The organism is Planococcus salinarum, from assembly GCF_007004625.1.
Lineage (GTDB): Bacteria > Bacillota > Bacilli > Bacillales_A > Planococcaceae > Planococcus > Planococcus salinarum.
The window spans coordinates 82,266-102,796 of sequence record NZ_VIFV01000012.1; the positions used below are offsets into that span (position 1 = coordinate 82,266).

The 20,531-nt window shown below is 47.2% G+C and carries 28 protein-coding genes and 1 pseudogene; 20 read left to right on the forward strand and 9 right to left on the reverse strand.

Features of this window, described 5'->3' with window-relative positions; all coding sequences use genetic code 11:
- Positions 1–11: 11 nt before the first annotated feature.
- From DIJ65_RS08985 to DIJ65_RS09015, 7 genes are all read left to right on the forward strand, one after another.
- The gene (locus tag DIJ65_RS08985) at positions 12–227 is read left to right on the forward strand and encodes a hypothetical protein (RefSeq protein ID WP_117301003.1); all 216 of its coding nucleotides are present in this window, start codon (positions 12–14) and stop codon (positions 225–227) included.
- On the forward strand, positions 224–649 hold the full coding sequence (locus DIJ65_RS08990; RefSeq protein WP_230321328.1) for a GNAT family N-acetyltransferase: 426 nt from the start codon (positions 224–226) through the stop codon (positions 647–649). The genes DIJ65_RS08985 and DIJ65_RS08990 overlap by 4 nt, the downstream gene beginning before the upstream one ends.
- 143 nt (positions 650–792) lie before the next feature.
- On the forward strand, positions 793–1,332 hold the full coding sequence (locus DIJ65_RS08995) for a GNAT family N-acetyltransferase (RefSeq protein ID WP_117301001.1): 540 nt from the start codon (positions 793–795) through the stop codon (positions 1,330–1,332).
- Positions 1,333–1,367: 35 nt separating this feature from the next.
- Positions 1,368–1,943 carry a nucleotidyltransferase family protein gene (locus DIJ65_RS09000; protein WP_117300999.1) on the forward strand — a complete coding sequence of 192 codons (576 nt, stop codon included), beginning with the start codon at positions 1,368–1,370 and terminating at the stop codon, positions 1,941–1,943.
- A 12-nt stretch (positions 1,944–1,955) separates the two neighbouring features.
- Positions 1,956–2,474 carry a GNAT family N-acetyltransferase gene (locus DIJ65_RS09005; RefSeq protein ID WP_230321321.1) on the forward strand — a complete coding sequence of 173 codons (519 nt, stop codon included), beginning with the start codon at positions 1,956–1,958 and terminating at the stop codon, positions 2,472–2,474.
- Positions 2,471–3,034, forward strand: coding sequence for a GNAT family N-acetyltransferase (locus DIJ65_RS09010; RefSeq protein WP_117300998.1), 564 nt, complete (start codon positions 2,471–2,473; stop codon positions 3,032–3,034). Before DIJ65_RS09005 ends, DIJ65_RS09010 begins: the two co-directional genes overlap by 4 nt.
- Complete coding sequence (locus DIJ65_RS09015; RefSeq protein ID WP_117300996.1) at positions 3,027–3,503, forward strand: 8-oxo-dGTP diphosphatase; 477 nt, start codon at positions 3,027–3,029, stop codon at positions 3,501–3,503. The genes DIJ65_RS09010 and DIJ65_RS09015 overlap by 8 nt, the downstream gene beginning before the upstream one ends.
- A 103-nt stretch (positions 3,504–3,606) precedes the next feature.
- Here the strand turns inward: DIJ65_RS09015 and DIJ65_RS09020 are convergent, their stop codons facing one another.
- Entirely contained in the window at positions 3,607–4,044 is a 438-nt protein-coding gene (locus DIJ65_RS09020; protein ID WP_117300994.1) for an NUDIX hydrolase, read from the reverse strand.
- Between the two features lie 173 nt (positions 4,045–4,217).
- On the opposite strand from DIJ65_RS09020, the gene DIJ65_RS09025 reads away from it, so the two are divergent.
- The 6 genes from DIJ65_RS09025 (at position 4,218) to DIJ65_RS09050 (ending at position 8,608) form a co-directional block, all read left to right on the forward strand.
- Positions 4,218–4,862, forward strand: coding sequence for a class I SAM-dependent methyltransferase (locus DIJ65_RS09025; RefSeq protein WP_117300992.1), 645 nt, complete (start codon positions 4,218–4,220; stop codon positions 4,860–4,862).
- 36 nt (positions 4,863–4,898) lie between these two features.
- Positions 4,899–5,660, forward strand: a complete 762-nt coding sequence (locus DIJ65_RS09030; RefSeq protein WP_117300990.1) for a metallophosphoesterase family protein — start codon at positions 4,899–4,901, stop codon at positions 5,658–5,660.
- Positions 5,661–5,671: 11 nt separating this feature from the next.
- The gene (locus tag DIJ65_RS09035) at positions 5,672–6,082 is read left to right on the forward strand and encodes an HIT family protein (RefSeq protein ID WP_117300989.1); all 411 of its coding nucleotides are present in this window, start codon (positions 5,672–5,674) and stop codon (positions 6,080–6,082) included.
- A gap of 198 nt (positions 6,083–6,280) precedes the next feature.
- Positions 6,281–7,201: an ABC transporter ATP-binding protein gene (locus DIJ65_RS09040; RefSeq protein ID WP_117300988.1), complete on the forward strand. Its 921-nt coding sequence runs from the start codon at positions 6,281–6,283 to the stop codon at positions 7,199–7,201.
- On the forward strand, positions 7,194–8,150 hold the full coding sequence (locus DIJ65_RS09045; RefSeq protein WP_117300987.1) for an ABC transporter permease: 957 nt from the start codon (positions 7,194–7,196) through the stop codon (positions 8,148–8,150). The genes DIJ65_RS09040 and DIJ65_RS09045 overlap by 8 nt, the downstream gene beginning before the upstream one ends.
- Positions 8,151–8,179: 29 nt before the next feature.
- Positions 8,180–8,608, forward strand: coding sequence for a DUF4064 domain-containing protein (locus tag DIJ65_RS09050; RefSeq protein ID WP_117300986.1), 429 nt, complete (start codon positions 8,180–8,182; stop codon positions 8,606–8,608).
- Between the two features lie 337 nt (positions 8,609–8,945).
- On the opposite strand, the gene DIJ65_RS09055 is transcribed toward DIJ65_RS09050, so the two are convergent.
- From DIJ65_RS09055 to DIJ65_RS09070, 4 genes are all read right to left on the reverse strand, one after another.
- Complete coding sequence (locus DIJ65_RS09055) at positions 8,946–9,677, reverse strand: SDR family oxidoreductase (RefSeq protein WP_117300985.1); 732 nt, start codon at positions 9,675–9,677, stop codon at positions 8,946–8,948.
- A 102-nt stretch (positions 9,678–9,779) separates the two neighbouring features.
- The gene (locus tag DIJ65_RS09060; RefSeq protein ID WP_117300984.1) at positions 9,780–11,111 is read right to left on the reverse strand and encodes a DUF4179 domain-containing protein; all 1,332 of its coding nucleotides are present in this window, start codon (positions 11,109–11,111) and stop codon (positions 9,780–9,782) included.
- Positions 11,104–11,622 (reverse strand): sigma-70 family RNA polymerase sigma factor, encoded by a 519-nt coding sequence (locus DIJ65_RS09065; protein ID WP_117301127.1) that lies wholly within the window; start codon positions 11,620–11,622, stop codon positions 11,104–11,106. The genes DIJ65_RS09060 and DIJ65_RS09065 overlap by 8 nt, the downstream gene beginning before the upstream one ends.
- Positions 11,623–11,866: 244 nt before the next feature.
- A complete protein-coding gene (locus DIJ65_RS09070; RefSeq protein WP_071151871.1) occupies positions 11,867–12,178 on the reverse strand; it encodes a hypothetical protein in 312 nt (103 codons plus the stop codon).
- A 365-nt stretch (positions 12,179–12,543) separates the two neighbouring features.
- Here DIJ65_RS09070 and DIJ65_RS09075 point away from each other — a divergent pair, with 365 nt between their 5' ends.
- From DIJ65_RS09075 to DIJ65_RS09090, 5 genes and pseudogenes are all read left to right on the forward strand, one after another.
- A complete protein-coding gene (locus DIJ65_RS09075) occupies positions 12,544–13,242 on the forward strand; it encodes a Type 1 glutamine amidotransferase-like domain-containing protein (RefSeq protein WP_071151870.1) in 699 nt (232 codons plus the stop codon).
- A gap of 15 nt (positions 13,243–13,257) precedes the next feature.
- A complete protein-coding gene (locus DIJ65_RS09080) occupies positions 13,258–13,746 on the forward strand; it encodes a GNAT family N-acetyltransferase (RefSeq protein WP_071151869.1) in 489 nt (162 codons plus the stop codon).
- Between the two features lie 18 nt (positions 13,747–13,764).
- Positions 13,765–14,178 (forward strand): annotated as a pseudogene (locus DIJ65_RS16320) (GNAT family N-acetyltransferase); the annotation flags it as partial.
- 63 nt (positions 14,179–14,241) lie between these two features.
- Complete coding sequence (locus tag DIJ65_RS16325; RefSeq protein ID WP_071151872.1) at positions 14,242–14,763, forward strand: DinB family protein; 522 nt, start codon at positions 14,242–14,244, stop codon at positions 14,761–14,763.
- Positions 14,764–14,976: 213 nt separating this feature from the next.
- A complete protein-coding gene (locus DIJ65_RS09090) occupies positions 14,977–15,510 on the forward strand; it encodes a GNAT family N-acetyltransferase (protein WP_071151868.1) in 534 nt (177 codons plus the stop codon).
- Between the two features lie 206 nt (positions 15,511–15,716).
- Here DIJ65_RS09090 and DIJ65_RS09095 read toward each other — a convergent pair whose 3' ends face one another.
- Positions 15,717–16,277, reverse strand: a complete 561-nt coding sequence (locus DIJ65_RS09095; RefSeq protein ID WP_071151867.1) for a TlpA family protein disulfide reductase — start codon at positions 16,275–16,277, stop codon at positions 15,717–15,719.
- Positions 16,278–16,295: 18 nt separating this feature from the next.
- Positions 16,296–16,955, reverse strand: coding sequence for a hypothetical protein (locus DIJ65_RS16330; protein WP_071151866.1), 660 nt, complete (start codon positions 16,953–16,955; stop codon positions 16,296–16,298).
- 366 nt (positions 16,956–17,321) lie between these two features.
- On the opposite strand from DIJ65_RS16330, the gene panB reads away from it, so the two are divergent.
- Complete coding sequence (gene panB, locus DIJ65_RS09105; protein ID WP_117301126.1) at positions 17,322–18,158, forward strand: 3-methyl-2-oxobutanoate hydroxymethyltransferase; 837 nt, start codon at positions 17,322–17,324, stop codon at positions 18,156–18,158.
- A 95-nt stretch (positions 18,159–18,253) separates the two neighbouring features.
- Here the strand turns inward: panB and DIJ65_RS09110 are convergent, their stop codons facing one another.
- Together DIJ65_RS09110 and DIJ65_RS09115 are read right to left on the reverse strand one after the other, a co-directional pair.
- Positions 18,254–18,661, reverse strand: a complete 408-nt coding sequence (locus DIJ65_RS09110; RefSeq protein WP_084226060.1) for a DUF1259 domain-containing protein — start codon at positions 18,659–18,661, stop codon at positions 18,254–18,256.
- A 337-nt stretch (positions 18,662–18,998) separates the two neighbouring features.
- Positions 18,999–19,472, reverse strand: a complete 474-nt coding sequence (locus DIJ65_RS09115; protein WP_071151864.1) for a universal stress protein — start codon at positions 19,470–19,472, stop codon at positions 18,999–19,001.
- 193 nt (positions 19,473–19,665) lie between these two features.
- Here DIJ65_RS09115 and DIJ65_RS09120 point away from each other — a divergent pair, with 193 nt between their 5' ends.
- On the forward strand, positions 19,666–20,373 hold the full coding sequence (locus DIJ65_RS09120; protein WP_117300983.1) for a Crp/Fnr family transcriptional regulator: 708 nt from the start codon (positions 19,666–19,668) through the stop codon (positions 20,371–20,373).
- The last annotated feature ends 158 nt before the right edge of the window (positions 20,374–20,531 follow it).

Genomic DNA, 20,531 nt, shown 5'->3' on the forward strand with positions numbered 1-20,531 from the left:
GATGAATTTAAATGAAAAATAAAGCGCTGCGACTGGGGTGGATCCTGCCGAATGTGCTGATGTATTTTCTGCTGATCGGCTTGATGGTTTTCATCGTCATAAACGCTGAAGAGCTGCAGGAAATAAACCAATTGATCGTCTATATTATGTATGCGTTATTGCTGGGCCTCGTAACGGTCGCCGGCAGTTTCAGAATTCGAAGCTGGATTAAAGAAGGTAAATTATGAAAGGCAGGAATCACAATATGCAAGAACAGCAAGAGCTGATAATCCGTCCATATGAAGAAACGGATTTTCCGGCGATCCATCAGCTGAACGAGCAGGAAGGCTGGAGTAATCTGGTGGCGAAACATCAGCAGACTAAAGCGGCGTGGCAAGGTTCGAATCTGGCCGTAGTGGCGGAACAGGATGGCCAATTGATCGGCTGTCTCAGGGCGCTGACGGACGGAGCCGTAACGCTTTACGTCTGCGAATTAATGGTAGAGAAAAGCAGGCGTGGCACTGGAATTGGCGGGAAGTTAATGCAGTATGTCCATGATTTATATCCCGAAACGCGGATGGAACTGCTCGCCAGCACTACGTCCAGATCTTATTACGAAGCGAAAAAGTTTCGTGCTTTTTATGGATTCCGAAAAACTTACGAGGAATAGAAGAAAAGCAGAATACAAGGAATCGACTGTTGTAGAATAGGCACTGAAGATTGGACAATAAAACAATAATGTTTCACGTGAAACATCTTTTTGTTCTTTTAGCACGTTTTTGTTCGAATTGATCAGTAAGAGGAGACGGTAAGATGCGGGGAGAAAAAGTTCATATCCGTTTTTTGACGCTGAAAGACGCACAAGCTAAGCTGCAGATGGAACTGGATAATAAAGAGTTCTTCAAAGAATTCTCCGTCATTACTGGCGAAGATTTCTATACTTTATTGATGCAAAAAGAAGTGATTGAACAAAGTACGGAGAACCGCGAAGCTGGCCGGGAATATAATTTCGCGATTGTCGAGAATGAGACCGGAAAATTAGTGGGCACAATCAACCTTTTTCGAATTTTTCGCGGACCGCTGCAAAGCAGCATGATCGGTTATGTCATCGATAAGAAATTCAATGGCAGAGGATATGCGACGGAAGCGATCCGGCTGGCTGTGGACTATGCTTTTCGGGAACTTGGGCTGCACCGGGTTGAAGCCGGCGTCATGCCGCATAATGCGCCGTCAATCCGTGCGCTTGAGAAGGCGGGGTTCGAGCGGGAAGGGCTTGCCCGTAAAAATGTGCAGATCAATGGCAGATGGCAGGATCACGTCGTCATGGCCATTATCAATCCGGAAGACGAATAAAGAAGCGGAACAATTGGTGAAGCGGGAGATGCTGGATGAAAAATAGAGACGACATTCTAAAAGGGATTGAAGAAGACGACTGGATGATGAAAGTGCTGCGTTCAGCCGAGAAGCTGCAATTGCCTGATTGGTGGGTATGCGCCGGATTTGTTCGTTCCAAAGTATGGGATCATCTGCATGATTACACAAAAAGAACCCCTTTGGGCGATATCGACGTCATTTATTATGATGAGAATAATTTGGATGAAGAACTGGAGAAAAACTATGAACACCAATTAAGCGGGCTAATGCCAGGGTTGCCATGGTCCGTTAAAAATCAGGCAAGGATGCACAAAGTCAACGACCTGCCGCCTTACCAGTCCTCGGTCGATGCCATATCACAGTTTCCCGAAACAGCGACTGCCCTTGGTGTGAAGCTGGATGGGCAGGGTAAGTTGGAATTGGCGGCGCCGCATGGGTTGGAAGGTTTGATTGGCATGAAAGTTTGTCCGACACCAGCTTTTAAAAAAGATGAGCGTTTGATGACTGTTTATCGTCAACGGCTTGAGTCGAAAAACTGGATGAAGAAATGGCCAAAGGTGGAAGTCATAACAGCAAAAGAGCAGGCATAAGGGGAGAATGACATGAAAATCGAATCCGAACGTTTAGTTTTTCGCCGGTATGTAGATACGGATTTTCCTTTTTTGCACAGGATGGCAGCAGATCCGGAAATGGTGAAGTATGTCGGAAACGGAGAGACGCGGGATAAAGACGGAGCGCTGCGTTTTCTTTACTGGGTTTATCAGGGGTATAAGGAAGATCCGAAAACGGGGCTGTTATTGCTGGAGCGGAAAAGCGATGGGGAGCCTGTCGGCCACGCCGGACTCGTCCCGCAAAAAGTGGATGGTACCGATGAATGGGAAATCGGTTATTGGGTTGCAAAAGATTACTGGTCTAAGGGCTATGCGACAGAAGCGGCAAAGGCATTGCGGGATTACGCTTTTGATGAGCTGGGCAAAGAACGCGCTGTGTCATTGATCCATCCGGATAATAAAGCATCGCAGCGGGTTGCTGAAAATTGCGGCATGAAATTGGAGAAGAAAAGCCTGATATCCGGCAGAACCGCATACGTATATGCAATCCACAAGGAGGAATGGAAATGATATTTCCAGTATTGGAAACAACAAGGCTTCGCCTGGTTCAGATTGGTCCAGAGCACATCGATGCGCTGTTCGGCATTTTATCAAAAGATGAAGTAACTGAGTATTACGGAATGGACAGTCTTCAAGACCGCGATATTGCGGAAAAAATGGTGTCGGCATTTCAAGTCGGATTCGAAGCGCAGCGCAGTTACCGCTGGGGACTGGAAGTGAAAGAGACCGGCGAATTTATTGGCACAATCGGGCTGAATAATTTAAATTCGGGGGCAAAGAAATCGGAAATCGGCTATGAACTGCATCCGGATTTCTGGCGCAGGGGACTGGCCAAAGAAGCGGTTCTTGAAGTGCTTCGCTATTCTTTTGAAGAATTGGGGCTTTACCGGATGGGGGCTGTTACGTATCCTGCGAACGATGCTTCAAACAACATGCTGACCAAGCTTGGCTTTAAGCCAGAAGGAACTTTACGCGGTTATTTATTCCAGCGGGGTACTTCGCACGACGCGCTGATTTTTTCAATGCTTGAACCGGAGTGGAAAGCGCTAGGGGCGAAGGAAGATGGCTGAGAGCTCAAAAATAACTTTGATGACGATGTGTCTCGTGCTCGACGGCGATAAGGTGCTGCTGATTGAGCGGCCGCCGGAAAAAGGGTTTCCGGGATATATCGGTGCCGGTGGAAAAGTGGATTATCCGGAGTCGATTGCTGAAGGTGCAATCCGTGAAGTAAAAGAAGAAACGGGATTGACCGTCACTAAGCTGATTTATAAGGGATTGGATGAATTCACCGACCTCAGTGAGAATTTACGGTATATGGTTTTCAATTATACAGCAGCGGAGTTCGAAGGCGAGCTGCTGGAAAATCCGCCAGAAGGAAAGTTGAAATGGGTGCCGGTGGCAGAAGCGCTGGAGCTGCCGATGCAAGGGTGGTTCCGTGAGCGCTTTCCATTGTTTTTCGAAGAAGGCACATTTGAAGTACATAAGCGATGGGACGGCGTGCAGAAAGATGCGCTGAAGGAATCGATCAGGAAATTATAGGAGATAGCGTTTTGGTTTGAAAGAATCGGTTATTTCTTAGGAAGTAATTATTTTAAGAAGGATAAGAGTTGTGCGAGTGTGAGTCACCCGCACAGCTTTTGAGCTATGTAGAAGGTGTTTCAGCCAGCGTTTCCGGTGCCGCCAAAAATGCCAGCAATTCTTCGCGGTCTTCCGGATAGGAAAGCGGCAACACGCGTAATTCCCCGGCCGGTTTCCAGGCGATATCCAGAATAAATTCGTCGGGATCCTGTATTTTAGCTTTGCCGCCTGTAATTTCAATGGCAAAATAATGGACTTCATAGGCAATGTTGAGGTGCTCATATACGCCCTTCTTTATTTTGATTTTCGCCCGGATTGCAGCGGTATAACCGGTTTCTTCTTCGATTTCCCGCAGCATGCATTGCTCGAAAGTTTCTCCTTTTTCGAGGCCGCCTGTGGGAATGGACCATTTTTGAGTTTCTGCAGTTTCACCTTCCAGAACCATCAATAATTGGGATGATTCATTTATGCAAATTCCAGCAGCACCATACCAGGTTTCCATCGTAGCCGCACCTTTCTCTCTTAGGGTTCTATTAATTGTTTCGACGCAGCGGGAAGAGTACCTTTTTTGTGAGAAAGAAATGTTTTTGAGTTATGTCTGAATTGTGCGGATAACTGTCATCAGCAGAATTATGTTAAAATTTAGGTAATCGAGATTAACGGAGGAATACATACATGTTAAATAAGCAAGGCTTTGATTTATGGGCAAACGATTACGACCGCACCGTTCAATTGAGCGAAGAAAATAATGAGTATCCGTTTGCGGGGTATAAGGAAATATTGAAAGGGATATTCAATGAAGCGATGCAGACAGAACAATCGAATGTGCTCGACATCGGTTTTGGCACAGGGGTATTGGCGGCAAAATTATGCGAAAATGGCCACCACATCGACGGCATCGATTTTTCGGAAGAAATGATCACCATCGCACAACAGAAGATGCCGAAAGCACGGCTCCTGCAAGCGGACATCACCAACGGCCTGCCGGAACCGATTGCCAGCAGCCGCTACGATTCGATCATCAGCACTTACGCATTGCACCATTTGACGGACGCAGAGAAAACGGTGTTTATTGAGACTTTGCTCGCGCGTTTAAAGCCGGGCGGCAAAATCTATATTGGCGATATCGCTTTCCGCACACGCGAAGATCTGGCACAGTGCCGATTGGATAGCATCAAGTATTGGGACGAAGACGAGTTCTATTTTGCTTACGATGAATTTGAAAGAGCGATCAGCCACATTTGCAGCAGCGAATTCCATCCGGTATCTCATTGCGGCGGTGTTATTATTCTATCGAAATCAAACACTGACGTTTCGTAACAGCAGTAAAGAATTGAAAAATGGAGGAATCCAGCCATGAAATTTGCAGTGATAACAGATGTCCATGGCAACGCCAGCGCTTTGGAAGCGGTGCTTGCTGAAATCGATGCTGCCGGTGATATCAGCCACATTTATTGCTTGGGGGACATGATTGCCATTGGCCACGAAACGAATGAGGTGCTGGGTATCCTGTTCGGCCGGAATGACGTATCCATGATTACTGGAAATCACGATGAAGCCGTGCTGGCGCTGGCTGCAGACCGCGAGTATCCAAGAAGCCATCTTCACGTTCTCGCTCATCATCAATGGATTGCGGACAATATGGACGCCAAGTTTATCGCAAAGCTCGGGAAATTGCCGCGTGTCATCCGTGAAAAATTCAGGGGCCACCGCGTACTTTTCACGCATTACCATATGGAAAAACGCAAAACGGAAGCGCCGATCAGCGAAGATCCGTTTTCACAGATTGTCGAGCCGAATCTTGACAGCGCAGAAAAAATGTTCAGCGGACACAATGAAAGCCTGATTTGCTTCGGCCATCACCATCCGCAGCATTTTTTCCATAACGACCGGACGATTTACCTGAACCCGGGCGCTCTCGGTTGCAATGATAAACCGGAAGCACCGTATGCCATCATCGAAGCGAAGGACGAAGGCTTTGAAGTGGAAATAAAATCAGCCGTTTACGACAATAAAGCATTTCTCGAAGCATACGATAAACTGCAGGTGCCGGAGCGCGATTTTATCCTGCGCATATTCCACGGCGGCCAGGCAAATGCTTCATTGAAAAAGAGATAGGGGAGAAAACAATGAGTTATAAAGAGGATTGCCCATACTGCAATTTTGCGGATGATCCGGAACAGCACATCGTCTTTGAAAATAATACGTGCTACTTTTTGCAGCATGATCGTCACCAAGACGTGTTGGAAGGGTCCGGCATCATCATTCCGAAGACCCACCGCGTGAACACATTTGAACTGACGAAGGAAGAGTGGAACGATACTTACGACCTAATGCAGCAGGCGCAGGAATATTTGAAGCAAAAGTATTCGCCCGATGGCTTCACTCTCGGCTGGAATGTCGGCGAAGCGTCGAACCAGTCGATTCTGCACAGCCATTTCCATATCGTCCCGCGTTACAACGATGAACCGTATGCCGGAAAAGGCTTGCGCCACTGGATCAAGAAGCCGGAAAATAAGCGGCCGCTGCATCAGAGATAATTAAAAAAGTAAATATTGTCATCCAAAAGCACCTCTCCATTGAAAGAGATGTGCTTTTTTATTTTCCTGCATCTTCTGAACGGAGAACCTTGAATTTTTCTGAACCAATAAATTTTTAATGGAAATTACCATTTTTGGGAACTTTCTTCCTGTTGGTTCGTAGAAGAGAGTGGAAAGTAAAACACGGAGGTGCACATCATGTCGAAGCCGGCAATGCAATTGGTGAATTTAAAAAAGACAATTGGCAATAAGCCGATTATCAAAGGGTTGGATTTTGAGATCAGAGCAGGCGAAGTGTTCGGATTTTTAGGGCCGAACGGAGCAGGGAAGACAACAACGATCCGGATGATGGTTGGATTGATTGATATCACAGAAGGCGATGTCCTGATTGAAGGAAAAAGCATCAAAACGGATTTCAAAGGAGCGATCCAGCATGTTGGCGCTATCGTTGAAAATCCGGAGATGTATCCATTCCTGAGCGGCTGGAAGAACCTGAAGCAATATGCGCGGATGGTCGAAGGCGTAACAGATGAGCGGATCAAAGAAGTGGTGTCCCTTGTTGGACTGGAAAAAGCGATACATGAAAAAGCAGGCCGTTATTCACTTGGTATGCGCCAGCGACTCGGAATCGCCCAGGCTTTATTGCACGGACCATCGATTTTGATATTGGATGAGCCGACAAACGGACTGGATCCATCAGGAATCCGCGAAATCCGGAAATACATACGCAATCTTGCGGAAAAGGAAAATGTGGCAGTTATCGTTTCCAGCCACTTATTGACGGAGATCGAATTGATGTGCGACCGGATCGGCGTCATCAAGAACGGTGAATTGATTGCCATCGAAGAAGTGCGGACCGTTGAAAACGAAGAAGCACTGAAAGAAGTTTATATCGAAGTAGAGCCGATGGAAACGGCGAAGACATATCTTGATACCCATCTGCCGAATGCAGTCGGGGTAGGCAGCAAGGAACTTTCCATGTCGGTCAAACGTGAAGAGATTCCGCAAATCCTGAAAAACCTTATGGAACAAGGCATCAGCATTTACGGGGTGCGCGTCCTGCAGGCGACGCTGGAAGATAAATTCTTTGACCTGATTGGAGAGAATAGCATTGAGTAATTTCATGAAGCTGATCTGGAATGAACAGATCAAATTGTATGCGAAAAAAGCGACGTGGGTCATGTTTGCGGTCCTCCTTGTGATTGCCATCGGCGGCGGACTTATTACTAAATTTTTCGGGACCGAATCGGATTTCAAGGAATACGGCGACAATTGGCAGACGGAACTGCAGGAAGAAAATGCACAGCTGACTGCCGAAATGCAGGACGAAGAATTTGGCGGCTTCATGAATGACATGATCATTGCCGAAAACAGTTACCATCTCGAAAACAACATCAAGCCGCAGCCTTATGACGGCTGGGAATATGTACTCGAGAACAGTTTCCTCACTTCGGTCATCAGCCTGTTCACGATTATCGTGGCAGCGGGAATCATTTCAAACGAATTTAAATGGGGCACCATCAAATTACTATTGATCCGCCCAATTTCGCGGACGAAGATTTTATTCTCCAAATATGTGTCCGTATTGATATTCGCTCTGACAATGCTCGTATTCCTATTGCTTTCATCCTGGCTCGTCGGCGCATTATTATTCGGACTGAACGGCTTGAATCCGATGGTTGTGCAGGATATGATGCCGGGCTACGCACACAATGACGTATTGGGTGAAATTGCGAAATCATACGGCTTCAGTATCGTGACTTTGGTAATGATGGCGACTTTTGCCTTCATGATTTCCGCTATTTTCAGAAGCAGCGGCATGGCAATCGGCCTGGCGATCTTCTTGATGATGGCGGGCAACGCAATTGTTGCGTTCCTGTCGCAATACGAATGGTCGAAATTCATCCTGTTCGCCAACACAAACCTGGCACAATACACAAACGGCATGGAGCCGATGATTCCTGGAATGTCGATGACCTTTTCAATCATTGTGCTGCTGGTCTACTTCGCCATCTTCTTGGGCGCAGCGTGGGCAGCCTTTACGAAACGGGACGTAGCAGGGAATTAATTTAAAATAAAAAATAGGAGGAATAAAAAATGAAACGTACAGCAGAAATCGTATTAGGAATTATCGGAGCGTTAGGTTATGCATTTATGGCGGCAATAGGAGGTTTTATGCTCTGGTTGCAGAACAATAGGGACTTGATCGAAACTGAATTGACAACTGGTACCGGCGATCCGTCGACTGACTTTTCAATGGAAGAGTTTGAAGCGATGATGGATCTGTTCGGTACAGGCGGATGGCTGCTGCTGGCATCAGCCATAGCCGCAGTTGTTCTCGGCATCGTCGCAATGGTCTTGCTGAAGGGCAATAAAAAACCGGTTGTTGCGGGAATCATCTTCATCGCGACTGCAATCATCATCTCGATTATCACAACGGGCATCGGTGTCATTGCAGGTATCTTCTATCTGATTGCCGGCATTATGTGCTTAGTGCGCAAGCCGAAAACTACGCTTGAAATGTAATTTTGGAATTGGAGGCTTTTCGCTCAGCGAAAAGCTTCCTTTTTTGTTTTTGGAGGTTTTTTGGAGAGGGGATGTGGGTTTGGGGGAGCAGTTTAGTGGGTTGGAAGGAGGTTTGCGGGCGATTAGACGAGGTTATGGGCGATTAGAAAAAAATGTGGGCGATTAAACAGATTTATGGGCGATTACTCGAAAATGTGGTGGATTAAAAAGTTTTATGCGCGGTTAGGAAAAAATGCGCGCGATTAAAAATCAATACGCGCGATTAGCTGTCACTTATGCGCGTTCCGCAAAAAAGCCCTCTGGAATTCAAAATTCCAGAGGGCTATCTCATAAAAGTTTACTTCTGTTGTCTCGGACGGATCAATATTTCATTCACATCGACATGCGCCGGCTGCTCGACGGCATACCCGATGGCGCGGGCGATGTCTTCCGCCTGTAAGAATTCCATTGAAGGGCCGCTCGAAAAGGCGGACAAAATATCTTCATCCGTGATCGTTTCCACCAGTTCAGTCGTGACGGCGCCAGGCGATATAATCGTCGCGCGGATGTTCATCGCAGGATCCAGTTCCTGACGCAATCCTTCCGTAATCGCGCGCACGGCAAATTTCGTTCCGCTGTAAACCGCGCTCCCCGGAGTGACATCATGTCCCGCCACGGATGAAACATTGATGATGTGGCCTTCTTTCCGTTCTTCCATATGCGGGAGCACAGCCGCGATGCCGTAAAGCACGCCTTTGATGTTGACGTCGACCATGCGGTCCCATTCGTCGATCTTCAGTTTATTCATGAACGATAAAGGCATCAAGCCTGCGTTGTTGAGCATGACATCGATTTGTCCGAACTGCTCAATTGTAGCCTCGGCCAATGCTTTCATTTCTTCGGCTGACGTGACGTCCGTTACTTTATAAGCCGCGCTTCCGCCGGCGTCTTCGATTTCCTTTTTCAATTCCACAAGGCGTTCTTCGCGCCGCGCCGCCAGCATGACGGAAAATCCTTTGTTCGCCAACTCTTTTGCTGCTGCTTGCCCGATACCGCTGCTGGCACCGGTGATGATTGCCGTTTTGCCCATTATCCATCCACTCCATTTCCATTTATCGAATTCAAATAGCCTTTAATTGAAATAAAACAGGCAAGAACCTCAAGAAGGTTCCTGCCCTTTAGTGTACGCTTGTCATTTTTTCAGTTCAATTTTAACGTCTCCGTTGATGTAGTTGGGGTAGGCGAATAGATCGACTCTTACTGGGTTGGTGTAGCCGTTGTCATTTATGTCTATACTGATATCCTGCTTGCCTTCATATCCCGAGGATATTCCTGATGACTGTATATCTAGCAACTCTCCATCGGCATCTGTAATCTTTTTATCGATTCCATATGTGTGATCCGGTTGATCTTTCCTTTTCAGAATCATTTCAATTCCGGAACGGTTCGATTCAATCAATTCCAATTGGCCATCTTTCGGACTGTGAAGCAATAAATTCTTATCAGTATCCACGAGGAAATAGGAATCTTCAATATCGACCGCCTGCATTTTATTGATGCGCAGATAAAGCTTTTCCGGCGTTTCGAAATAGTTGCTTTGCAGATAATAAACGATTTCGCCGTCCTCGGCCTCTCCACTTGCAGAGAAGCCGTTGGCGATGGAACTCCACGATTCACCATCTTCATCTTCAAGGCGGATATCTTCGAACTGTAGAATTTTCTTCGTGTTGTCGGGGTCGAAGGTAAGACGGATTCCAACCCGAAGCGGATCAATAGTTACTTCTTCTACTGTAAACTTCTGTCCTTCAACCTCTACTTCTTCATGCATTTCATACACGATACTCGGTTTCACATTCTCCGGCACTGTAAACGGTATGGAGAAATCGAATTCCTTGCCATTCAACTTAACTTGCAAAGCAAGGGTGAAATCCAAGTCCTCAAACTTGGTTGACTCTGAGAATCTATAACTTAAGACATCTTGAAAAATTTTGGGTGAACCTTCTTCAAAATCAGAATGGTGCCATGAAATACCATCAGGAGAAATCTCCTCTTGATTTTTCAGGGCTATCGGATTGATCCGAATATCATCCATCTCAACAGCCGACTCAATCGTATAAAAAATATTCATCCCCGACTCATCCAAAATAACTCCATCAATCGTCAGTGTCGCATTTCCAACCGTCTGTGACTCGCCAATAGGCTGATAATATTCGTTTTCAAATACAGCTTGTAGCCCTTTATCGTTTTGGATCAATTCAACAAATTTCTCCATGCCGGGAATCGACGCAACCGCATTGGCAAATGCGGGAGACACGCGGATTGTTGTGACCAAAGTTAAAATGAGCAGCGCTGCAGCAGCCAAACTCAGAAGCGACCGTTTCCGCTTGGCACGCGTCTGCAGTTTTTCGCGTTTCGCCCGTTCCAGCCCCTGCATAATTGCGCCATCTGCGGCTTCCAAAGGAAGAGGGACCTGTTCAAGGCGATCTTTGAAATCAGTCAATTTCTGTTCCTCTTTTTCATACATGATCCATCTCTCCTTTGCCTTCAAAATGGCTGCGCAATGTCCGCAATGTTTTGTGGAGCCGTGATTTCACAGTGCCTTCAGGAATCTTCTCGAGAGCTGCGATGTCTTTGATTTTGACGTTCTGAAAATATTTCATATAGATCAATTGCTGTTCGGCGGCCGACAAGGTGCTCAAAGCTTCCTGCAATTCCAGTTGAGTTAGATCATCCAATACTGCCGAATCAGCTGATTTCCCATCTCTCACGTAACGTCCGTCTTTCTTTAATTGATCCTGGCAATAGTTGATTGTAATGCGAATGAGCCAAGTCTTAGCGTAGGTCGGCTCTTTTAAGGAACCGATTTTCCTGAATGCCCGGTAAGTCGTTTCCTGCAGGGCTTCGAGCGCATCATGCTCATTTTTCAGGAAAGCCAAAGCCGTCCGCAGCAAGGCTTCTTTATGTATTTGCATCAATGTGACAAAAGCTTCTTCGTCACCTTCTATCGCTTTTCGGGCAACTTCAATATCGGCCACGGTCAACACCTCGTTTCTCTCCAGTTACACATTAGACACGGCAACGCCGAAAAAGTTCATTATGAAATGAAATATTTTATTGAATAGAAAAGCGAAAGTGCCTGTTCAGCTCTGAAAGGCATAAGACGGAATAGAGGCGCGGCGATCTTTGCCGCATAGCTGAGCCGGCTTATGTACCGAAGAGCTAGGCACTGTAGTCTAGACAAAGAAATAAAAAAATCCCGGCACCTAAACCGGGAAAATGCTATTCTTCTGCCCGGAAGCGCCGGGCTCTTTTTAGAATAAACCAATTCATGAACAGGTAGATCGGATAAAGGAGAAGCACCAGACCGTAGCTGAAAACCCAATGGATAGTCTCTTCCGCGGCATTCAGGGTCATGGACTGGAACCAGCCGAAAATCAGCATCAGGCTGAGCAGGCTGGCGATGAAAATGCTGACAAAACCAATAAAAAGATTCTCGGAAATTCTAGTGACGAACCAGGCAATCACCATACACAGGACAGCTGCAGCGGCAAGAAAGAAAATATATAAGTTCAAAACCGTATCCACATCCACCCGCATTCCTCCTAAAATCGTTTTGGATTTTGCAATGGGAATCCTCTGGGGTGTTTCTGTAATAAATCCATTCTACCTCATTTTCCGGAAAATAGGGGGTCTAAATTTATGCAAGTCAAAATATTGTGAATTTCATTGTAAAAGGGGCAATTGAACGGTAAAATTTACCTACGAATAATAAAAGAATATTGGAACAGGCTTACCGATCAATGGATTTTCGAAATACGATCAACTAGGAGGCTAATACGATCAACTTTCACTGAAATACGATCAACTTTATGATAAATACGATCAACTTCAGCTCCAATACGCTCAACTCAGAAAAAGCACTTCAAAATCAAACTCAACAGCAAGGGGTGAACAGCATGAAACAGATCATCGCCATGGGCGGAGGCGGATTTCTGATGGAACCGGAAAACCCTCTGTTGGACCGCTACATCCTGCAACAGGCAGAAAAAGCGAAGCCGGAAATCTGCTATATCGGCACGGCCAGCGGAGACGCGGAAAGCATGACCCAAAAATTCTATGAACGTTTCCGCAAGGAAAATTGTGTGCCCAGCGACCTGTCCCTGTTCAAACCGCCGGTACGCGATTTGGAAAGTTTTGTTTTGGATAAGGACATCATCTATGTAGGCGGAGGAAATACGAAAAATCTGCTGGCGCTCTGGCGGGAATGGGGATTGGATGACATCCTGCGCAAGGCATTGGACCAAGGAGTCGTATTGGCCGGCATCAGCGCCGGTTCGATTTGCTGGTTTGAAGAAGGCGTGACGGATTCTTATGGAGACGGGTTGGAGCCGCTGAAAGCGCTGGGTTTCCTGAGTGGCAGCAATTGTCCGCATTATGACGGCGAGCCCGAGAGAAGGCCGACATACCGCAAGCTGGTGGATGAAGGAATCCTGCAGGCGGGCATCGCTGCGGACGACGGAGCCGCCATCCATTACGTCGATGGGGAAGTAAAGAAAATCGTTAGTTCACGTCCGGACGCGAAGGCGTATTTTGTGTCTCCGGGAAAAGAAGAAATGTTGAAAACGGAATATCTGGGCGATCCAGCTACATCATAAAAGAAGGTGCTAAACATGAATCTCACTGCAAAACCAATGACCCAAACAATTGCTACTGAAATACTGAAATGGCGGTATCCATATCCCTATGATTTTTACAACAATGAAATGACCGAGGAGTCGCTGGCCGAAATGCTGGACGGCACATATCGGGCAGTGCAGGACGAACGGGGAGAACTATTCGGTTTTTATTGCACCGGACCGTCCGCACAGGTTCCGGCCGGCAGGAGAATGGGAGTCTATCCGTCCGGTTACATCGACTTTGGCCTTGGCGTAAAGCCCGCGGAAACAGGACAAGGAAAAGGCAGCGAATTTTTTGCCTATGTCCGAGACCAGATACGTGCAAGCCATCCCGACAAGCCCATGCGGCTGACCGTCGCGGCATTCAACAAGCGGGCCATCCGCCTGTACGAAAACTTCGGCTTCACTCAAGAACAGGAATTCAAGACCGATTTCGCGAAGTTTCAAACAATGAGAGAAAGTAAGACTGGCAAAAAGCTGTAGGCAAATGAGGCATGAAAAATGAGAATCACCTTTCAGACGGCTAAGGTAAAGGATGCCGCGGCGATACACGCTTTACAGGTTGCCGCATTCACGCCTTTACTGAAAAAATACGAGGATTACAACACGAGTCCTGCGACGGAAACGCTAGAGAGAACAGTCCGCCGCCTGAAAAATCCGGACAGTTTTTATTTCATGATTATAGCGGACGGTGAACTGGCAGGTGCGCTCAATGTTGTCCGAAAAGAGACGGCAGGAAGTTTGTGGATCAGCCCGATTTTTATAGGGCCAAAATATCAGGGCAGAGGCATTGCGCAACGGGCTATCCTGCTTGCAGAGCAGAAGTTTGCGAACAACCGGACATGGGAGCTGGCGACACTCGCTGAAGAAACCGGCAATTGCTATTTATATGAAAAACTTGGCTACAACCGGACGGGCAGGATTGAAAAGATCAACGAACGCACGACGCTGGTGTATTACAAAAAGGAGATGGAGCAGATGATCGATTTCGTCATCAAAGCGCAAAAAGGTTACGCGGATAAAATTGGGGAACTTGTTTCAATGCTGGAGCATGCCCGTGCCGTCACAATCTGGGAACTGGGCGGACTGAGCCAGGAAGACCTGGATCATCTTTCCGCTCGTGACAGCAACTCAATCGGTGCTCTGTTGTTGCATATCGCTTCCATTGAAAAAGTTCATCAGGTCATTTCTTTCGAAAAGCGTGATTTGAATGAAGATGAACTGAAAAAGTGGGGATCAGCGCTGGAGCTCGGCGATAAAGCACGAAGCGACATCAAAGGGCAGCCGTTGGAATATTACCTTGAAGAACTGGCGGAAGTCCGGCGGGAAACGTTAAAACAGCTGAAGACCAAAGACGAAGCCTGGCTGTTTGAAGAAAACAGCTGGCCGAATGACGTCGCCTACAATAATTATTACCTGTGGTTTCATGTGCTCGAAGACGAAATCAGCCACAGGGGCCAAATACGGATGCTGAAACGGAAAATGAAGCACCGCAGATAAAAGAACCAGACAATTACGTATCTGTAGTGTTAGGGAGGTTAAGAAAAAGGAGGGAGTTACAATGAAGTTACTTGTTGCGATTGTGTTAAACACGATATTCGGGTCCTTATTGATGTTTTTGGGTCCGTTTTTCGGCGCTGCCGATTTTAGGGTGCAGACGGATAGGGTAGAGTACAAGTAAGAGCTGATTTTAAGAAGAGGAAGTGGACCCTGATGATCGAATTGCGCTATTTTGAAAAGGCGGATTTCAACCAGATGATCGACTGGGTGGAAACGGCTGAATTGATGCTCCAATGGGGCGGACCGAGTTTCGTCTTTCCATTGAATGACTATCAATTGGAGGAATATCTGAAAGATGCCAACAGGAAAAACTCATCCTCCTATATATACAGTGTGGTCGATGTGGAGACAGAACGGCTGATCGGACATCTTTCCATTACCCGGATTGACCGAAACAATCGCTCTGGTCGCATCGGCCGTGTATTAGTAGGCGATCCGAAGGCAAAAGGAAAAGGAATTTGCGGCCAGATGATGCAACAGGTGCTGAAAATTGCCTTTGAAGAACTGGAGCTTCACCGCGTCACACTGGGAGTCTTTGATTTCAATAAACCCGCGATTGCCTGTTACGAGAAAGCCGGCTTCCAAAAAGAAGGGCTGCTGCGCGATCACCAGAAGTTTGGCGACGAATACTGGAGTTTGTGGGAAATGGGCATGCTGGAAGATGAATGGCGCGAAAACTCAGGATGAAAGTTTCCTGTATGTTGCAAGGTGAAAAAAAGCCGGAGCCACCTAAGTGGCTCCGGCTTTTTTTCTATCTAAGTCCCTGTAAATAAGGGAGTTCGACGATACCCCGGCTTCTTGTGAAAAAAAGTCGGCAAAAAGCCCTGTGAAACCAGTCCTTCGTCGCCAAACGTTAATTATTTCCCGGGAAATAAAAGTGAATTCGAAAAAATCTACTTCATTTTCTCGAATTCCTGCACCATCTGGTTGTAGTTCATCGCACCGTATGCGATGTAGGTGATTTTGCCATCGGCATCGAGCAAGTACGACGTAGGGTAAGCTTTTACATTGTATTCGGAAGAGACATCACCATTCGGGTCCATCAGCACCGGGAATGTCAATCCCATGTCTTCGACGAAGGACGACACATCTTCTTCGCTTTTTTCCGTGTTTGTCAGGTTGACGGCCAATATTTCGATATCCATATTGTCGTAAAGCTCCTGCATATCGGGCATTTCAGCCCGGCACGGCGGACACCAGGTTGCCCAGAAATTGACGAAGACCGGTTTGCCGCGGAAATCCGACAGCTTTGCCTGTTCGCCGTCAAGCGTTTGGAGCGTGAAATCCGGGGCGGTGTTGCCCACTGCAAGCCCGGTGTCTGCTGCTTCCCCGGCCGTTTCGGCAGGCGAAGCCTCATTTTGCTGTCCTCCGGAATTGCTGCCGGAAAATGTGAAGTCATAGACGGCCCATGCAAGCATGGCGCCGATGATCGTAAAGAATAAAGCCTTTTTCATTGAGATGCCTCCAGGAATTTAATTTGATTCGGAATGCGGTTCGTCCTGCGGATCTTTGATGAGGAGTCCGAAACACGCAGCAAGCACCAGCGCAAGGAACCACGGTTCCACAATATAACCGAACATAGAGAGGTACGGCAGCATGAGGCTGATGGCAAAGAAACCGGCCGCCCCGGCGCCGAGCACGATACTGATCTGGCTTTGGCGGCTGACACGGCCCTGCAGCACATGGAAGACTGCCAGCAAAAGACCGTAAACCGGCAGATAAGGGAAAGAAAATGGGTTTTCGCGCCAGATCAATTGGATGAATTCGTAAAAGAACGAAGCCGCCAAAAATACCTGCAGAAAGGAATGCGCCAGCAGTCCGCCAGCGATTTTCCGTTTGCGGGCTTTATAGAACAGCAGCCCTCCGGTAAACAGCGCTGCCAGATAAAAGGCTTCCGAATTGCTTGGGTAAGCAAGTACGGCCAGCGGGTCCCGGACAAACAAAGGCAGGTTCAACAGGATTTTTGCAAGCCACAGGAACAGCACGAAGTTGATCAGCTGCGAGGTGATTTCTTCAATCTGTTTCTTCCGCTGCTTTTGGGGCAGGCTGCTCATCAAATAGAAGACCAGAAACGCGAGCGCAAAACTGATTGCTATGATGGAAATGATGATTAATTTGCTGATGATTGCCATGGGAACCTCCGTAAATAAACTATCTATCGTATACTATACAGGGTATTTGGGAATTGGTAACGGATCCTGCTTAAAAAAGGAAGAAATATGACAGTTTATTGTCCACTCATCCGAACTGCAACCTTGGAAAGACAAGCGGGAAATATTGTCAGACTATTGCAGCTTCTGCTATAGTGGGAGTGTGGGCGGTATCCGAAGGGAACTGCACCGGCATTTATAATGCACTGCCAAACGAATACATTCTGCCTTGATCAATCAATGACAGGGACGGAGGAAACCAGCTGATGAAAGTCCTGTCCTTCTGTCCATTTTGGTACAGAAGGCTTTTTAGTTCCGGTTTTTTCCCTGAAAAGGAGAGAAAAAATGATGAAGAACACAGCTCTATTCACAAAAATGAAAAAAGAAGGCGAGAAAATCGCCATGCTGACGGCCTATGATTATCCATCAGCGAAGTTGGCGGAAGAAGCCGGCATGGACGTTATTCTTGTCGGAGATTCACTGGGGATGGTCGTCCTGGGTTATGATTCGACAGTGAAAGTGACGGTTGAAGACATGATCCACCACGGCAAAGCTGCACGGCGCGGGGCGAAGGACACGTTTTTGGTGGTCGATATGCCGTTTGCCTCATTCCATGGTGACATCGACCGCACCCTGCAAACGGCCGTCCGCATTTTCCAGGAAACGGAAGCCGAGGCGCTCAAGCTTGAAGGCGCGGATGAAGTGGTGGACGTAACCCGCCTGCTGACGCGTACAGGCATACCTGTCGTTGCACATCTGGGTTTATTGCCGCAGACAGCGGGGGTCCTTGGCGGCTTTAAAGTGCAGGGGAAGACTGCTGGCGCTGCGAAAAAGCTGATTGAAGACGCGAAGGCCTGTGAAGCGGCCGGTGCGTTTATGCTGGTGTTGGAGTGCATTCCTTACCAATTGGCAAAAGAGGTAACAGAAGCGGTTTCGATTCCGGTCATCGGCATCGGGGCCGGCAGTGAAACGGACGGTCAGGTGCTCGTGTACCACGACACCGTCAAATACGGTTCGCATCACCTGCCGAAATTTGTCCGTTCCTACGCGGAAGCCGGCGAAGTCATGAAAAATGGCCTGAGCTCCTATGTGGATGAAGTGAAATCCGGGGCATTCCCGGCCGAAGAACACCGCTTCACCATGAAAGAGGATGAGCTTCAGCAGTTATACGGCGGAAAATCCTGATATTATTGAAAAACCGGAGCCCCTTTGATGGGTGCTCCGGCTTTTTTTAATTTTTAATATAAATCGCTGTCGGCGTGGCAGCTCCCCATTTCCAGTCAACTGATGGATTCCAGCGGTTCGAGTGCGTGCAGGGAGGCTGACAGGCGTGCAGCAAAATCTTTTGGGCATTCGGTTGTTTCCAAATGCAGGCAGACGATATTCGGATTTGTTTCACAACGCTGCTTGAAATTTACTGGCAGCGGGATATCGAAATTTGACCAGGCCGCTGTAAATGCTGGAAGCTCCTCGGGAAGCAGGAGTATTTCTGCTTTGTTCATGGCGAGTCCATTTTTTTTGAAGTTCTTGAACGAAATATCCAATTCCAGTATGCAGGAAAAATATTTTTGTTCCGTGTGAATATCCAAACGCCTTTTCTTTTTCACCAGGCATCCGTTTTCGGTCAGTTCAATTTCCGCATCCAGCAACGAGGCAACTTCGTTAGCCGTTTCTTCCAGTTGAGTCATGTGATCCGCTCCTTTCAGATTATAGTATTAAATAACGCCATTAAAAAAAGCCACAAAGAATCCAGTGATCCTTTCCGACGTTGTATCAGCACAAATGTCTGAGTCATCCTGTCAAAAATCTGCGGTTGGAGAGTGCGTATGTGGAGTGGTTGGGGCCGGTGGAAACGCGAATGGTTTTCCAGGCTACTCTTTCTATAGCCCGTTCAACTGCCCTATTAAACCTAAGCAAAGAAAAATGATTCTTTTCTCACGCTGCAAATTTTCATATCCAACAGGAAAGAGCATGTGAAAAAGCCGCTTCCTTCCAACGGGGAATCGACTTTTTCACAGTAAACGCCTACTCTGTTTTTGCATCTGTCTTTTCAGCATCTTCTGCGGTCCGGACGACAAGGACGTCGCATTTCGCGTAACGGACAATGCTTTGGGAGATGCTGCCCATGATGATTCGCTCGGCGCCGGTCATCCCGGTGGCCCCGCAGATAATCAGGTCGGCATTGGTTTGTTCCGCCATATCCCGCGGGATCATTTGTTTTGCAACGCCGTATTTGACGATGGCATTGACCGTCTTAACACCGGCCTCTTCTGCTTTCTTCTTGTATTTTTCCAATAACTCTCTTGCGGTTAAATGTGCTCTCTTCGCACTTTGTCTGTCATAAGCTTCCACCATACCAAACGAACGGTTATCAACAATAGTGACCAAATTCAAAACAGCCTGATTGCGCAAAGCAATGCTGACCGATTTTCGGTAAGCCAGTTCCGCTTGTGGCGAGCCATCTACGGCGGCGAGTATGTGAGAATATTTTAGAGTCATCCAATCTCCTCCTTCAAACTCTTGCTATTAAGTCAATTCTCTATTCTCCTTGAATCTTCCTTCTTTCTATGATAAAAATTTAACATGGCAGTCAAAACTGTGATTTTATTTCAATAGGAAATAAGTGTGTAATTTGTGAGTCAAAAAACTATTAATATGCTATTCTTGTTGTAACATTATTTTGAAAAGGTGGATGAATATGAATGCACGGGATACAGAAATTGGTATAAATGAAGCACTGCTGGATCTCGCGACTATCCGTCACACCAGCAGGAAATATGAAAAAGGGAGTTACCTGTTCCGGGAAGGCGATCCGATCAGAGGCATTTACCTGTTAAGATCAGGAAAAGTCCAAATTGGCAAAGTGACGCCGGAAGGCAGGGAGCTGACCTTGAAAATCTGTGGGGGAAACCAGCTGGTCGGGGAGGTTACGGTTTTTTCCGGACCTTCCAAGTACAGGCTGGATGCCAAAGCCATCGAAGATACCGAATGCCTCAAGATAACGATTGAAGATCTGGAGGAAGCGCTGCAACGGGACCATACCATGGCAATCGCATTTATGCGCTGGACAGGCATCGACCAGCAGAAAACACAGACAAAATTCCGCGACCTTTTGCTGCACGGAAAAAAAGGCGCCCTGTATTCGACGCTGATCCGTCTGAGCAACAGCTACGGCGAAACCCACAGCGAAGGCGTTCTCATCGATGTGGAGCTGACCAATCAGGAGTTGGCCAATTTCTGTGGCATGACGCGAGAAGTGGTGAACCGTATGTTGAGCGATTTGAAAAAGGATGGCATTATCTCGATGAGAGACGGCAAAATCATAATCCATCAGATTCCAAGGCTGAAAGACGAAATCAATTGTGAAGAATGTCCGGTCTATTTATGTAAAATCGATTAACAGAAGCCAAACCGGAAACGGGAAGGCTTCTTTTTTTGGTGTGCCCGGCATGGGCGTAATCTATAGGGTGCGAGTCCCGAACTGTGAAGGCAGAAGTAACAGTTAGCCAAGCGCAAGGGTGTCCACGGCGACGTGGAATCTGAAGGAAGCGGGCGGCA

Bases quoted from the DNA above. Each gene is read 5' to 3' on its own strand.
- DIJ65_RS08985 (WP_117301003.1), top strand. From the start codon at position 12: ATGAAAAATAAAGCGCTGCGACTGGGGTGGATCCTGCCGAATGTGCTG.
- DIJ65_RS08990 (WP_230321328.1), top strand. From the start codon at position 224: ATGAAAGGCAGGAATCACAATATGCAAGAACAGCAAGAGCTGATAATC.
- DIJ65_RS08995 (WP_117301001.1), top strand. From the start codon at position 793: ATGCGGGGAGAAAAAGTTCATATCCGTTTTTTGACGCTGAAAGACGCA.
- DIJ65_RS09000 (WP_117300999.1), top strand. From the start codon at position 1,368: ATGAAAAATAGAGACGACATTCTAAAAGGGATTGAAGAAGACGACTGG.
- DIJ65_RS09005 (WP_230321321.1), top strand. From the start codon at position 1,956: ATGAAAATCGAATCCGAACGTTTAGTTTTTCGCCGGTATGTAGATACG.
- DIJ65_RS09010 (WP_117300998.1), top strand. From the start codon at position 2,471: ATGATATTTCCAGTATTGGAAACAACAAGGCTTCGCCTGGTTCAGATT.
- DIJ65_RS09015 (WP_117300996.1), top strand. From the start codon at position 3,027: ATGGCTGAGAGCTCAAAAATAACTTTGATGACGATGTGTCTCGTGCTC.
- DIJ65_RS09020 (WP_117300994.1), bottom strand. From the start codon at position 4,044: ATGGAAACCTGGTATGGTGCTGCTGGAATTTGCATAAATGAATCATCC.
- DIJ65_RS09025 (WP_117300992.1), top strand. From the start codon at position 4,218: ATGTTAAATAAGCAAGGCTTTGATTTATGGGCAAACGATTACGACCGC.
- DIJ65_RS09030 (WP_117300990.1), top strand. From the start codon at position 4,899: ATGAAATTTGCAGTGATAACAGATGTCCATGGCAACGCCAGCGCTTTG.
- DIJ65_RS09035 (WP_117300989.1), top strand. From the start codon at position 5,672: ATGAGTTATAAAGAGGATTGCCCATACTGCAATTTTGCGGATGATCCG.
- DIJ65_RS09040 (WP_117300988.1), top strand. From the start codon at position 6,281: ATGTCGAAGCCGGCAATGCAATTGGTGAATTTAAAAAAGACAATTGGC.
- DIJ65_RS09050 (WP_117300986.1), top strand. From the start codon at position 8,180: ATGAAACGTACAGCAGAAATCGTATTAGGAATTATCGGAGCGTTAGGT.
- DIJ65_RS09055 (WP_117300985.1), bottom strand. From the start codon at position 9,677: ATGGGCAAAACGGCAATCATCACCGGTGCCAGCAGCGGTATCGGGCAA.
- DIJ65_RS09060 (WP_117300984.1), bottom strand. From the start codon at position 11,111: ATGTATGAAAAAGAGGAACAGAAATTGACTGATTTCAAAGATCGCCTT.
- DIJ65_RS09075 (WP_071151870.1), top strand. From the start codon at position 12,544: ATGAAACAGATCATCGCCATGGGCGGAGGCGGATTTCTGATGGAACCG.
- DIJ65_RS09080 (WP_071151869.1), top strand. From the start codon at position 13,258: ATGAATCTCACTGCAAAACCAATGACCCAAACAATTGCTACTGAAATA.
- DIJ65_RS16325 (WP_071151872.1), top strand. From the start codon at position 14,242: ATGATCGATTTCGTCATCAAAGCGCAAAAAGGTTACGCGGATAAAATT.
- DIJ65_RS09090 (WP_071151868.1), top strand. From the start codon at position 14,977: ATGATCGAATTGCGCTATTTTGAAAAGGCGGATTTCAACCAGATGATC.
- DIJ65_RS09095 (WP_071151867.1), bottom strand. From the start codon at position 16,277: ATGAAAAAGGCTTTATTCTTTACGATCATCGGCGCCATGCTTGCATGG.
- DIJ65_RS16330 (WP_071151866.1), bottom strand. From the start codon at position 16,955: ATGGCAATCATCAGCAAATTAATCATCATTTCCATCATAGCAATCAGT.
- panB (WP_117301126.1), top strand. From the start codon at position 17,322: ATGAAGAACACAGCTCTATTCACAAAAATGAAAAAAGAAGGCGAGAAA.
- DIJ65_RS09110 (WP_084226060.1), bottom strand. From the start codon at position 18,661: ATGACTCAACTGGAAGAAACGGCTAACGAAGTTGCCTCGTTGCTGGAT.
- DIJ65_RS09115 (WP_071151864.1), bottom strand. From the start codon at position 19,472: ATGACTCTAAAATATTCTCACATACTCGCCGCCGTAGATGGCTCGCCA.
- DIJ65_RS09120 (WP_117300983.1), top strand. From the start codon at position 19,666: ATGAATATGAATGCACGGGATACAGAAATTGGTATAAATGAAGCACTG.